Annotated in this window: 13 protein-coding genes and 1 tRNA gene; 11 read left to right on the top strand and 3 right to left on the bottom strand. The window is 72.0% G+C overall.

What is annotated here, in order from left to right:
- Positions 1-134 precede the first annotated feature (134 nt).
- The 3 genes from ACWF79_RS02240 (at position 135) to ACWF79_RS02230 (ending at position 2470) form a co-directional block, all read left to right on the top strand.
- A complete protein-coding gene (locus ACWF79_RS02240) occupies positions 135-461 on the top strand; it encodes a hypothetical protein (protein WP_453726138.1) in 327 nt (108 codons plus the stop codon).
- A 13-nt stretch (positions 462-474) separates the two neighbouring features.
- Positions 475-1572: a DUF6745 domain-containing protein gene (locus ACWF79_RS02235; RefSeq protein WP_453726137.1), complete on the top strand. Its 1098-nt coding sequence runs from the start codon at positions 475-477 to the stop codon at positions 1570-1572.
- Positions 1573-1744: 172 nt separating this feature from the next.
- The gene (locus tag ACWF79_RS02230) at positions 1745-2470 is read left to right on the top strand and encodes an SIMPL domain-containing protein (protein WP_453726136.1); all 726 of its coding nucleotides are present in this window, start codon (positions 1745-1747) and stop codon (positions 2468-2470) included.
- A gap of 28 nt (positions 2471-2498) precedes the next feature.
- Here ACWF79_RS02230 and ACWF79_RS02225 read toward each other — a convergent pair whose 3' ends face one another.
- Positions 2499-3125, bottom strand: a complete 627-nt coding sequence (locus ACWF79_RS02225; protein WP_453726135.1) for a TetR/AcrR family transcriptional regulator — start codon at positions 3123-3125, stop codon at positions 2499-2501.
- Between the two features lie 83 nt (positions 3126-3208).
- Positions 3209-4387 (bottom strand): Glu/Leu/Phe/Val dehydrogenase dimerization domain-containing protein, encoded by a 1179-nt coding sequence (locus ACWF79_RS02220; protein ID WP_453726134.1) that lies wholly within the window; start codon positions 4385-4387, stop codon positions 3209-3211.
- 123 nt (positions 4388-4510) lie between these two features.
- Here ACWF79_RS02220 and ACWF79_RS02215 point away from each other — a divergent pair, with 123 nt between their 5' ends.
- From ACWF79_RS02215 to ACWF79_RS02185, 7 genes are all read left to right on the top strand, one after another.
- Positions 4511-5710 (top strand): MBL fold metallo-hydrolase, encoded by a 1200-nt coding sequence (locus ACWF79_RS02215; RefSeq protein WP_453726133.1) that lies wholly within the window; start codon positions 4511-4513, stop codon positions 5708-5710.
- Positions 5711-6134: 424 nt separating this feature from the next.
- Positions 6135-6647 carry a thermonuclease family protein gene (locus ACWF79_RS02210; RefSeq protein WP_453726132.1) on the top strand — a complete coding sequence of 171 codons (513 nt, stop codon included), beginning with the start codon at positions 6135-6137 and terminating at the stop codon, positions 6645-6647.
- A gap of 438 nt (positions 6648-7085) precedes the next feature.
- Positions 7086-8900 (top strand): ATP-binding protein, encoded by a 1815-nt coding sequence (locus tag ACWF79_RS02205; protein WP_453726131.1) that lies wholly within the window; start codon positions 7086-7088, stop codon positions 8898-8900.
- A gap of 7 nt (positions 8901-8907) precedes the next feature.
- Complete coding sequence (locus tag ACWF79_RS02200; RefSeq protein ID WP_453726130.1) at positions 8908-9342, top strand: roadblock/LC7 domain-containing protein; 435 nt, start codon at positions 8908-8910, stop codon at positions 9340-9342.
- 2 nt (positions 9343-9344) lie between these two features.
- Entirely contained in the window at positions 9345-9716 is a 372-nt protein-coding gene (locus tag ACWF79_RS02195; RefSeq protein WP_453726129.1) for a DUF742 domain-containing protein, read from the top strand.
- Complete coding sequence (locus tag ACWF79_RS02190; RefSeq protein WP_453726128.1) at positions 9694-10317, top strand: GTP-binding protein; 624 nt, start codon at positions 9694-9696, stop codon at positions 10315-10317. Before ACWF79_RS02195 ends, ACWF79_RS02190 begins: the two co-directional genes overlap by 23 nt.
- The gene (locus ACWF79_RS02185; protein ID WP_453726127.1) at positions 10314-10883 is read left to right on the top strand and encodes a GAF domain-containing protein; all 570 of its coding nucleotides are present in this window, start codon (positions 10314-10316) and stop codon (positions 10881-10883) included. The genes ACWF79_RS02190 and ACWF79_RS02185 overlap by 4 nt, the downstream gene beginning before the upstream one ends.
- Positions 10884-10964: 81 nt before the next feature.
- On the opposite strand, the gene ACWF79_RS02180 is transcribed toward ACWF79_RS02185, so the two are convergent.
- Positions 10965-12164 (bottom strand): acyl-CoA dehydrogenase family protein, encoded by a 1200-nt coding sequence (locus tag ACWF79_RS02180; protein ID WP_453726126.1) that lies wholly within the window; start codon positions 12162-12164, stop codon positions 10965-10967.
- A 524-nt stretch (positions 12165-12688) separates the two neighbouring features.
- On the opposite strand from ACWF79_RS02180, the gene ACWF79_RS02175 reads away from it, so the two are divergent.
- Positions 12689-12762 (top strand) — tRNA-Pro (locus ACWF79_RS02175).
- Positions 12763-12780: the final 18 nt, after the last annotated feature.

Raw genomic sequence — 12780 nt, 5'->3', positions numbered from 1 at the left:
GCTGACGCGAGAAGTTGTACCAAGCCGCACCGACAACGCCGTGCGCCGGGGCGGTCGGAGGCCGTTGTCAGTGGCTGCCTCTAGCGTCGAATACGTGGTCGACACAGACCGTGCCCACCACGGAGGGGAGAGCCATGTACCGGCAGGGAGACGTGCTGATCGTGCCCGTCACGGAGACGGCGGTGCCCGCGCACGCCAAGGACGCGGAGGGGGAGCCGAGGGATGCGCGGGGCCGGCTGGTCCTCGCGCTCGGCGAGGTCACCGGGCACGCCCACGCGATCCCGGGGCCGGGGCGACTGGTGCGCGAGCCCGGGCCGTTCGGGCCGTTCCTGCTCGAACTGCCCACGGGCGGACGCGTGGTGCACGAGGAGCACGCCCCGATCCCGCTGCCGAAGGGCTGGTACCGCGTGGTGCGGCAGCGGGAGTACACACCGGGCGCGTACCGGATCGTCGCGGACTGACAGGGGGAGAGACATGAACGGGACAGTGATGACCATGGACAGATGGCGGGCCGTCGCGGCCGCCACCGGGGCGGCCGACCGAGCGGCGGCGGAGGCGGGAGTACGGCTCGCCTACGCCACGGCCGGGCTCGCGGCGCCGGAGCGGATCGTCTGGGCGGCCTCACCCCGGGCGGCGGTCGGGCTCGTGCGGGAGCTGACCGATGCGGGACGTTCGGTACGGGACGAGGTCCGCACCCGACCCTGGGCGGAGGAGCGCCGCCGGGTCCATGACGAGTTGGGCCCCCAGGGCTGGACGGCGCTGTGGTCGAGCACCGGGGCGCCGCTCTGGGACACCACGCGGGCGCTCGCCGACCGGATACGGGCCGCCGTCGTCACCGACCTCGCACCGGCGCCGGCCGTCGCATCGGCCGTGGCATCCGCCGGGACTTCGGCCGAGGCACCCGAGGGCGCGCCCGCCGACGTGCCGGACGCGGCCCGGGAGGAGGCCGCCGCCGTGCGCCTGATCCTGCTCGACGCGGTCCTCGGCCAGCACGACGCGGCCTGGCTCGCGGCCTTCGACGGCCGGGGCGAGCGCCTCGCCGGGCTCGCGGCGGTCGCCGAGAACGCGGGCTGGTGGTGGCCGTACGAAAAGGTCGCCGTCGTGTGCGAACGACCCGTCGAGCTGCACCGGGACGAGGCCGGCCGCCTGGACCGGGGCGACGGCCCGGCGCTCGCCTACGGCGACGGCTTCGCGCTGCACGCCTGGCGGGGCATGGCCGTGCCGGCGGAGTTCCTCGCCGAGCTCGGCGGGCTCACCCCGGAGCGCATACGCGCCGAGGAGAACGCCGAACTGCGCCGCGTGATGCTGGAGTTCTACGGCTACGACCGCTATCTCGCCGAGTCCGGCGCACAGCCGGTGGCCCGGGACGAGACGGGCGTGCTCTGGCGGATCGAGCTCGTGGACGACGAGGACGTGGTCATGGTCGAGGTGGTCAACGCGACCCCGGAGCCGGACGGGACCTTCCGTACGTACTGGCTGCGCGTGCCGCCCCGGACCAGGACCGCGCGCGAGGGCGTCGCGTGGACCTTCGGGCTCGCGGAGGCGGCCTACGAGCCCCTCGTGCAGACCTGAGCGGGTGACCGGGCGGTCGTGGCGCCCGGGCGGGCGCGCGGGGCGGTGCTGGGATGAGCACGGCCGGGATCCCACCCGGCACCATCCCCCTTCGAAGGGACCGCTTGTGACGACCCGTCGCCAAACCTCCCGCACCCGTGTCCATCTCCGTGTCCTCCGTCGCGCGACGGTCGTGGGCGCTGTGCTCGGCGCCGTCACGCTCGCGGGTGGCGCGTCACCCGCGCTCGCGAGCGCGACCGCGAGCGCGCCCGCGGCAGGGCCTGCCGCTGTCCGGTCCGCGGCGGCGACCATCTCCGTGACCGGGACCGGCCGGGCCTCCGCGGCGCCCGACCTCGCGGTGCTCTCGGTCTCGGTCGAGGCGAACGGCAAGACCGCGAAGGAGGCGATGGAGGGGCAGAACCAGGCGGCGAAGAAGCTCCTCGAAGCCCTGCGGAAGCAGTCCGTCGAGGACCGGGACATCCGCACGGACAGCCTCTCCCTCTCCCAGGTCTACACCCAGACCGCCGACGGAGAGAGCAAGGCGAGCGGCTACACGGCCTCCCAGAGCTTCTCCGTGAAGGTCCGGAACGTCGACAGGGCGGGGCAGGTCATCGGAGCCGTCACCGAGGCGACGGGGAACGCGGGCCGGGTCCACGGTGTGAGCTTCGACGTCGCGAACCGGAAGGCGCTGCGGACCAAGGCCCGCGAGGCCGCCTACAAGGACGCGTACGAAAAGGCCTCCGAGCACGCCCGGCTGAGCGGACACGTGCTCGGGCGGCTGGTCTCCCTGTCCGAGACCGACGGCGGTTCGGGCACCGGAGCCGTACCGGAGATGCCCTCCGACGCTCCGGGCGTGCCGCTGGTCCCCGGCGAGGTCGAGGAGCAGGTGACGCTCACGGCCGTGTACGAGTTGCTCTGACGGCCGGGCCGGACTTCCCGGACACGTTCTAGGCCCTCGGGCGGGGCTCCGGCGCTTCCAGGGACGGCAGGCCGAGCTCGCGGGCCAGGGCGGCGTCGGCCCACTCCAGCATGGCGGCGCGGGAGAGGGACCCGGCGTAGGAGGTCATCTGCACCGCGAGCCCGTCCAGGAAGGCGGTCAGCCGCCAGGCCGCGCCCGCGGGGTCGGCGCACGGGAACTCGCCGGCCTCCGCACCTTCGGCGATCACCCGGGTGAGAGCCGCCTTCCACTGCTGGTCGAGCGCTCCGGCGACCTCGCGCAGCGCCGGTTCCCGCAGGCAGGCGGCCCAGCCCTCGATCCAGAGCCGCCACCCCTTGGCCTGCCCGGTCGGCGCGTACCAGCGGACGGCCGTGCGCAGGCGGCGCAGGGCCGTGGTCCGTCGCCCGAGGAGGCGGCGCAGGTGCGCGAGGTCGGCCTCGGCGGCGTACGCGAACGCCTCGGCGACGAGCTTCTCCTTGGTGGAGAAGTGGTAGAGCACCAGTGCGTTGCTGACCCCGAGGGCCGAGGCGACATCGGCGATCCGGACGGCCGCCACTCCTCGTTCCTCGATCTGCTCGACGGCGGCACGGAGCAGCTCTTCCCGCCGTTCCGCCACGCTCAACCGCACTCTCGCCACGCCGGTCAGCCTACACAGACCATGCCACGGGCAAGATCATCTTTTCCGTGGCTCGGAAGGGCCGGCGGGCCGCCGGGCAGGGCTCAGTACCAGCCGTACCGCCGCGCGATCTCCGGCAGACGCTCCTCGACCAGCGCGTGGGCCGCGACGCGCGGGGCGGTACCGTCCGCCTCCGCCCGGTCCAGCATCCGGCCGACCAGGGTGCGCATGGCCGCGCGGATGTGGGCGAAGGCCTCGTCCGGGTCGGCGGTGATGTCGCCGAAGAGGGTCCACCACCACCAGGCGTTGGTGGCGGAGTTGACGACGACGTCGGGCAGGACCGTGATCCCGCGCGCGGCGAGGAGTTCCTCCGCGTCGGGAAGGACGGGCATGTTGGCGGCCTCGACGATCCAGCGGGCCGTGATCCTCGCCTGGTTCCCGCTGTCGATCGCGTAGGAGACGGCGGCCGGGACGAGCACCTCCGCGTCGGCCGCGAGCCATGCGTCGCCGGGCTCCTCGCGGTCCCCGGGCCGCAGGGCGGAGCGGTCCACGGTTCCGTGGGCGTCGCGCGCCGCCAGGAGCGCCTCGACGTCCAGCCCGTCCGCGTTGCTGATGGTGCCCCGGACGTCGGCCACCGCCACGACGGCGAGTCCGGCCCGGGCCAGGAAGCGCGCCGTGGCCCCTCCCATGGTCCCGAAGCCCTGCACGGAGACACGGGTGCCGGCGTACGGCCGGCCCGCCCGCTCCAGCGCCACCAGGACCGATTCGGCGACCCCGCAGCCGCCCGCCAGCTCGTCCAGACCGATCCCGTCCACCTCCGTCCCGAACGCGTCCGCGAGCCTGCGCCGGGCCCGCGCCTCGTCGTCAAGCAGGGGGTAGACGGCCTGGATCGAGGAGACGAGGCCGGCCTCGGCCGCCGCCCTGTCCACCAGGTCCTGGGTCAGACCGAGGTCCTCGCCCGTGGTCCAGAAGCGTTCGATGTACGGGCGCATCGCCCGCAGATAGCGGACCAGGACGCCGTACGCCTCGGGCGAGCGGGGATCGCAGTCGATACCGCCCTTGGCGCCGCCCAGCGGGACGTACCGGCTGTTCGGGTCGTAGTGCAGGGCCTCCTTCATGGTCATCCCACGTGCCAGCCCGGCCACCTCCGCCGCCGTACAGCCCTCCCGCATCCGCAGTCCACCGCTGCACACACCGCGCACCAGCCGGTCGATCACCAGGTGCCCCTGCCGACCGGTGACGGGATCCGACCAGGTCAGCGAGATCAGCGGGGCGGTGCTCATGGGGGTTCTCCGAGAGGGCGGGGCGTAGGTGCTACTGAATGGGCGTTCAGTATCGCTGATCGTCCCGGCCGGAAGGCGCGCGGGCCGACCATAATGGAACGACCCCGACCATCAGGAGGTCCCGTGACCGGCACCGGCTCTGCCCCTTCGCTGCGTGCCAGGCTGCGCGCCCTGCGGCCCGAGGCGTTCGGCGCCGATCCCGCGGGGGAGCGCCTGGAGCGGATCCACCGCTCGCCGAACTTCGCGGACGGTGTCTTCCAGAACCCCGTGGCCGCCCGGCACAGGCCCTCCGGCTCCACCGTCGAGTTCGCGAAGGTCTACTTCCAGAAGGAGGCCCGGGCCCGCCGGGCCCCCAGCGGCACGATCCCCGTGCACGCCACGACGCTGGCCGACCTCGCCAAGCCCCCGGTCTCGGGCCTCCGGCTGACCTGGATGGGGCACTCCAGCGTCCTCGCGGAGATCGACGGCCGCCGCGTCCTGTTCGACCCGGTCTGGGGCGACCGCTGCTCGCCCTTCGCCTTCGCCGGGCCCAAGCGCCTGCACCCGGTGCCGGTGCCGCTCGCCGCGCTCGGCCCCGTCGACGTCGTCGTGATCTCCCACGACCACTACGACCACCTCGACCTGCCCACGATCAAGGCGCTGGCGTCCACGGAGACCCTCTTCGCCGTACCGCTGGGCGTGGGCGCCCACCTGGAGCGCTGGGGTGTGCCGGCCTCGCGGCTGCGCGAGCTGGACTGGAACGAGTCCACCGAGGTCGGCGACCTCCGGCTGACCGCCACCCCCGCCCGCCACTTCTGCGGCCGGGGCCTGCGCAACACCCAGCACACCCTCTGGGCGTCCTGGGTCGTCACCGGCCCCACGCACCGGATCTACCACAGCGGCGACACCGGCTACTTCCCCGGCTTCGCGGAGATCGGCGCCGAACACGGCCCCTTCGACGCGACGATGATCCAGATCGGCGCGTACAGCGAGTACTGGCCCGACATCCACATGACGCCGGCCGAAGGCGCCCAGGCCCACGTCGACCTCCAGGGCGGCCGCCCGCACGGAGTGCTCCTGCCGATCCACTGGGGCACCTTCAACCTGGCCCCGCACGCATGGGCGGAGCCGGGGGAGTGGACGGGCGACGCGGCCGAGGAGGCCGGCCAGGCGGTGGCGTTCCCCCGCCCCGGCGAGCCGTTCGAGCCAGGGGGGAAGCTGCCGGCCGGGCCATGGTGGCGCGAGGTGTCCCATCCGATGGCGCACCCGTGGCGGCGGGCGCGGGGTGCTGAGAACGTGGCCGAGCCGAGCAGGGGCGATCTGGACCTCGCGAGCGAGCGATGACGGGGGTTCGTGCCCTCGCAGCCGGCGGCCCCAGGTCGTACCGGCCGGGAGCAGCCTGACGCGGACGGGTGACCGCCGGACGCTCGTCCGTGTCCCTGCCGCGGCGGCCCATGCGCCCTGACGATCCATGACGGTCACCGGGTGCTTGCCCAGGCCGCCGTCGCGGCAGGCGAACCGTCCGGTCCGGCGGGTGCACCGCCCAGGGATCATGGTGCGGAAGCGGAGTTCTCGGTCGTGGCCGGGGCGCGGCCCGTCTCGGGCAGGTACTCGGTCGTCACCGCACCTCCGCAGCCTCACGGAGGCCGGCGGTGCGGGGCCGGTTGGCTGCCCGGGCTTACGACCCGCGGGCCCTCTCAGCCCAGTCGCACGACCACCCCCGCAGTGCTCTACTGAAGGTGGGAACTCTCGCTGAGAGGGGGACGACATGCACGCTTCCTCCCGCAGGCGGACCACCGTTCTGGCCTCGGCCACGGCTCTGCTGAGCCTCGGCGTGCTGGTACCCGCCGCCCCGTCGCAGGCCGCCCCGTCCGGACCGGTCGTGCTCCGTGTCATCGACGGTGACACGCTCGAGGTGCGAGGTACCGGCAGGGTCGTCGCCGACGGCGCCGTTGCCCGCGTACGTCTGCTGGAGATCGACACCCCCGAGCGCGGCGCCTGCTACAGCCGCCAGGCCACGGCCCGGACCGCCGAGCTGTTGCCGGTAGGCAGCAAGCTGCGGACGGAGATCGATGTCGACCTCAAGGACCGCTACGGTCGCTACCTGCTCTACGTGTGGAACGAACAGGGCGTCTTCGTCAACGAGTCGCTGGTGCGCAGCGGTCACGCCAAGAGTGTGCTGTACGAGCCCAACGACAAGTACTGGAAGACGATGACCGCGGCCCAGGCCGCCGCCCGCCAGGCCGGCGCGGGTCTGTGGTCCGCCTGCCCCACCAACTGAGAGGGCCGGGCGCGCAGCACCGGACGGGGACGTCGATGCGAACGCGAACGCGAAGGTGAACGGCGGAGCGGAGGTATCGGGCCGTCCGCGAGCCTCCCGCGCGGCGCGGAAGTGGGTCGTCCGTTCCCTGGGCGAGACCGTGAGGTTCGATTCCGGTCAAGGCCGAATTCCGCCGAGAGTGGAGGCGTACGGACGACTCCATCCTCTTCCGTTCCGTCTCGCCACAGCCCCCGACGATATCCGGCCATTCCTTCTCGGCCTGTCGTGCGAAGGCTGATACCAGAGTGGGTCGCCTGTACGGGTAAGTTTGCCAACTGCGCACCACACATGAACGGTTGACGTCTACAGTGGGTGGTTGGTGATCATCGGCAGTCTCGACAGACCCACGTAGGACACCCCCGTAGTACGCCCCAACCTGGGCACGTACCAAGGACACTCATGTCTCAACTTCGCGCACCCGCCACACGGTCCGAACGCCGTGAGGGCGGGCGGCACGGCCGGTCAGGCGCCCGTTCCGCTTCCGGCGCGGGGGCTCCCCACCCCGCGCAGCACACCGCGCCGCTCCCGACGGAAGCCCGCATACGACCCCAACTCCTGCGCACCTCCGTGCTTCCCGCCGTCGCGGTCGCACTCGGTGGCGCCGCCGCTGTTCTCTTCACCCTCCGCTCCACCGGAGCCAGCCCCACCCCCGGCCTCTGGGCCGCGCTGACGGGTGCCGCGGCCCTCACCGTCGCTTCCGTGACCGCGGCCGCGCTGGGCGCCGACCGGGCGGCCAGGTCCGTCCTCGACCGCTGCAACGCCCTGCGCCGCTCCAGCGCGCGCGGACAGAACGAACTGCGTACGGTCGTCGAACAGTTGCGCAGGGGCGAAGGTGCCCCGGACCGGCCGGTCACTCCGCCGACCGCCCCGTCCGGAGACGAGTTCGACCTGCTCGCGCAGGAGCTGAACCGCTCGCACGAGGCCGCCGTGGCCGCCGTCGTGCAGGCCTCCCGGCTCTCCAGCAGCGTCGGCAACGAGCAGAAGGTCGAGGTGTTCGTGAACCTCGCCCGTCGTCTCCAGTCGCTGGTGCACCGCGAGATCCAGCTGCTCGACGAGCTGGAGAACGAGGTCGAGGACCCCGAACTGCTCAAGGGTCTGTTCCACGTCGACCACCTGGCCACGCGCATCCGACGCCACGCGGAGAACCTCGCCGTGCTCGGTGGCGCCATCTCCCGCCGCCAGTGGTCGAATCCCGTCACGATGACCGAGGTGCTGCGCTCCTCCATCGCCGAGGTCGAGCAGTACCCGCGCGTGAAGCTCGTACCGCCGATCGACGGTACGCTGCGGGGCCATGCCGTGGCGGACGTCATCCACCTGCTCGCCGAACTCGTGGAGAACGCGACGCTCTTCTCCGCGCCGCACACCACGGTGCTGCTGCGCGCCCAGTACGTCACCGCAGGCCTCGCCATCGAGGTCGAGGACCGCGGCCTGGGCATGCCGGTCACCGAGCAGAACAAGATGAACGCGCTGCTCGCCGACCCCGACCAGGTCAACGTGGCCCACCTGCTCCAGGACGGCCGCATCGGACTCTTCGTCGTCTCCGCGCTCGCCCGGCGCCACGGCATCGCGGTACGGCTCCAGTCCAACATCTACGGCGGTGTCCAGGCCGTTCTGGTGCTGCCCCAGGGCCTCCTCGGCGCCGACCCCGAGGGGCTCGCGCGGAACGAGAACCAGACGGCCCGCATCCAGCAGGTCCCGCAGCAGCCCCAGATGCCACAGATCCCCCAGGGATCCCCGGGGCGGCAGATGCCGCAACCGATGCCTCAGGCCGCCCAAGGGGCCCCCGCCACCCCGGCCCCGGGCGCCCCGGCCCCCACCCCCCAACAGGCGCCCGGGCACACCCCCGTACGACCGCCCGCGCACAGCCCCGTACAGGCGCCAGGGCACGCCCCCGTGCAGACGCCCGGACCGCCCCCCGTGCCCGCGTCCGCCGAACCCGCGTACCGGCCGCCGGCGTACACCCCCTCCGCCGGGATCCCCCTCCAGCAGGAGGAGACCACCGAGCAAGCCCAGGGCCGCCCCCTCCTCCCCAAGCGGCGCGCCCAGGAGCACCTCGTCCCGCAGCTGCGCGACGAGCCGGTGGCCCGCAGGACCGAGGAGCACGCTCTGCACGACCCGGGTCTGATGGCCGCGTTCCAGCGCGGTATCGGGCTCGCCGAATCCCAGCCGTCCCCCCAAGAACCGCTGCGTCCCGGTGACGCGCACAAGGAGTAGATGCACCATGGCGAGCAATGTGCCGAACGGCCATTCCTCGGATCTCGACTGGCTGCTGAGCGGTCTGGTCCAGCGGGTCCCGTACACGCGGAACGCGGTACTGCTCTCCTCCGACGGCCTGGTCAAGTCGGTCCACGGCCTCGACCCCGACGCAGCCGACCACATGGCCGCGCTGGCCTCCGGGCTGTACTCGCTGGGCCGCAGCGCCGGTGCGCGGTTCGGCGACGGCGGCGAGGTGCGGCAGGTGGTCGTCGAGCTGGACTCCACCCTGCTGTTCGTCTCGACCGCCGGTTCCGGCACGTGCCTGGCCGTCCTCGCCGGGCGTGAGGCGGACGCCGCCGTCCTCGGGTACGAGATGGCGATGCTGGTCAAGAGCGTGCGGCCGTATCTCGTCACTCCCGCCCGACAGGCGGCGGGCGCGGCGCGCAGCGCGGGACAGTGAGCGTGGTGTCCCACCAGGAGGGGCCCTGGCTCGACGACGCGGCGGGCCGGCTCATCCGTCCGTACACCGTCATCGGTGGCCGGACCCAGCCGACCACCGCGCTCGACCTCCTCTCCATGGTGATGGCGACGGGGTCCGCCCCGCAGCCACATATGGGCCCCGAACACAGCCTGGCTCTCGGGCTGTGCGACGGGCCCACCTCGGTGGCGGAGATCGCGGCGCACTTACGGTTGCCGGCCGTCGTCACCAAGGTCCTGCTCTCCGATCTCGTGGACTGCGGGGCACTGACGGCCCGCGCGCCCCGCTTCCACGCCAATCCAACCGACCGTTCCTTGCTGGAGGCAGTGCTCGATGGCCTACGACAACGGCTCTGAGCGCCACGAGAGTTTCGCGACCGACCCGTTCCCCACCGCGCTCAAGATCCTGGTGGCGGGCGGCTTCGGCGTGGGCAAGACCACCTTCGTGGGCGCGGTCAGCGAGATCGAACCGCTGAGTACCGAAGAGCTGCTGACCCAGGTCAGCGCCGCCACCGACAGCCTCGAGGGCGTGGAGTCCAAGACCACGACCACGGTCGCGATGGACTTCGGGCGCATCACCCTCGACGACAGGAACGTGCTGTACCTGTTCGGCACCCCGGGTCAGGAACGGTTCTGGTTCATGTGGGACGAGCTCTCCGAGGGCGCCCTCGGGGCGGTCGTCCTCGCCGACACCCGCCGCCTCCAGGACTGCTTCTCGGCCGTCGACTTCTTCGAGCGCCGGGGCATCGGCTTCGTGGTCGCGGTCAACGAGTTCGACGGTGCCCACCGCTACGAGCCCGACGAGGTCAGAGCCGCGCTCGACCTCAAGCCCGAGGTGCCGGTGGTGCTCTGCGACGCGCGGATCTCCAGCGCGGGCATCCGGACCCTCCTCACCCTCGTCCAGCATCTGCTCACCACGACCCCGGCCGCCGTGCCGAGCTACGGAGCACCGTCATGACCTACGACCCGACCGGTCATCTGCTGCTGACCCCCGTCGACCGGGAGGCGCCCGCCCGCGTGCGGCGGCTGCGGGAGCTGGGTCTCGGCGAGCGGCCGGAGCCCGCGTTCGACGAGTTCGCCCACCGGCTCGCCGACGTGACCGGCGCCCCGTACTCGATGGTCAACTTCATCGACGAGAACCGCCAGTTCTTCGCCGGACTGCACACCCCGGCGGGCACGCACACCGGCAGCGACCTCGGCGCGGCGGCGGCCGGCGGGAACGTCGGCCGGTACATGGCCCGGGACCACGGCTACTGCCCGCACGTGGTGGTGCGCCGCAAGGCGCTCGTCCTGGAGGACGTCTGCGACTACCCGCGGTTCGCGGGGAACCCGGTCGTGGACGAGATCGGCATCCGCTCGTACATGGGCGCGCCGCTGATCGACCGTACGGGGACGGCGCTGGGCACGATCTGCGTCGTCGACACGGACGTACGGCGCTGGGGCCGGGCCGGTCTGGAGACCATCAAGTCGCTCGCGGCGGAGCTGGTGGAGCAGATCCACCGCCGTGAGGAAGGCCTGATCTGACCTCTTGCGCACGCGCGGACGGGGCGCCCCGGGACGGCCTTCACAGGAGCCGTGCCGGGGCGCGTCCGTGTCCGTGGGCGGTCATGCGTGGACGGTCTCCAGCCTGAGCAGGTCCGCGAGCCTCTCGGACCAACTGCCCTTCTCCTGGCCGAGGGCCACCTCGGCGAGCCGCAGCAGCTGGATGTCGGAGGTGCCGGCGGGGGCGAAGATGTGGTGCGCGTCGCGGAGATAGCGCTCGATCGGCCGGTCGGTGAAGAGCCCGGCGGCCGCGTGGATCTCCATGGCGTTGCGACCGGAGTCGAGGGCCGACTCCACGTTCACCAGCTTCGCGTTCATCAACTCGGCGTCGCAGGACATCCCTTGGTCGAGCAGATGGACGGCGTGGTACGCGGCGAGCCGGGCGGTCATCAGCCGCGACTGCATCTGGCCGAGCTTCAGCTTGACGGTGGGCAGGTGGTGCAGCGGCTTGCCGTAGCGGTGGCGTTCGGCGCAGAAGCGGGTCGTCTCCTCCAGGATCGCCTGGTGGATGCCGAGCGAGACGGCGGTGAGGTTGGCGCGGCCGTACAGCACGCTGGAGGAGTACGCGACGGACAGGCCGTCGCCCTCGTCGCCGAGCCGGTTGGCCGCCGGCACGCGGCAGTTCTCGAAGACGAGTTCGCCGAAGCTGAAGCCGTGCAGGCCCATGGCGGGCTGCTGGGGACCGGTCCGGAACCCGGGGCGATCGGATTCGACCAGGAAGGCCGTCAGGCCCTTCGATCCGGGTCCGGTCCTGACCACGACACCGTGCAGATCGCCGACGTGGCTGTTGCCCACGTACACCTTGCTGCCGTTGAGGATGTAGTCGTCGCCGTCGCGGACCGCGCTCGCGGTCATCCCGAGGACGTGCCCGCCCGAGTCGGGCTCGGTGACCGCGATGGTCGGCAGGCACTCGCCGGCGGCGATGGCCGGAAGCCAGGTCTTGCGCTGGTCGTCGCTGCCGAAGTGAACGATCTTCGCGGTGCCGAGCTGCGAGGCCTGCACCATGGCGCCCATCGCGCCGCTGACGCGGGAGAGCTCCTCGATGATGATGGTCTTGGCCAGGTGTCCGGCGCCCATCCCGCCGTACTCCTGGCCGATCGTCGCGCCCAGCCAGCCCTGCTCGCAGATCAGCCGGGAGAGGTCGTGGTGCACGGACCGGGACGCCTCCATCTCGGCTATTCGCGGCCGGACCTCACGCTCCGCGAAGTCCCTTACCGTTGCCCTGAGTTGATGATGAAGTCGACTGCTGAAGTAGCTGTCCACGCGAGTCCCTCCCCTGCGAATAGCCCACTCGATAAAGTGTTCGAGCGAGTCATGCATCGGCAGTGGTCCCGTCCCGAACAGGCCGACACTTCATGGTGTTGATCTTTCTGGGGCGGAGCAATATCGCCACCGACTTTGTCTGAAACCGGAGTGGTTGACGCCAGCAACTGTCTGTGTTTCGAGTGGAGTTGCCTGTTCCGGTGGGCTCCCGGGGGATTCCTGGTGGGCGTCTTTCTGCCACATGCCATGGGCAAACGATGTGATGGCATATGGCGGCGGGGTGTCGGTGTCGGTCTGGCGTCGTACGGTCGAGAAGCTCGCCCGGGGCATGCCCACCTTCCGCGCGGGCCCGGGCGGCAAGATCTTCATCCGTGAGGGCCACCACGACGGCTACGCCTGGGTTCGTCCAGCGGTACCCGGAGGTGGGGGCGCTCCCGGAGCAAAGCGGTTCGTGACCACCCGGGGAAGTGCGGTATTGTTCTCATGCGCGTTCGGCCGGGGGAAACCCCAGGTCAGACGGGCACCGGGACGTGGCGCAGCTTGGTAGCGCACTTGACTGGGGGTCAAGGGGTCGCAGGTTCAAATCCTGTCGTCCCGACTTGTGAAAGTCGGAGGT

This window comes from Streptomyces sp. NPDC054975 (assembly GCF_053609105.1).
Note: the sequence above shows the minus strand (reverse complement) of the source record. Positions and strands in the feature narration are given on the sequence as shown.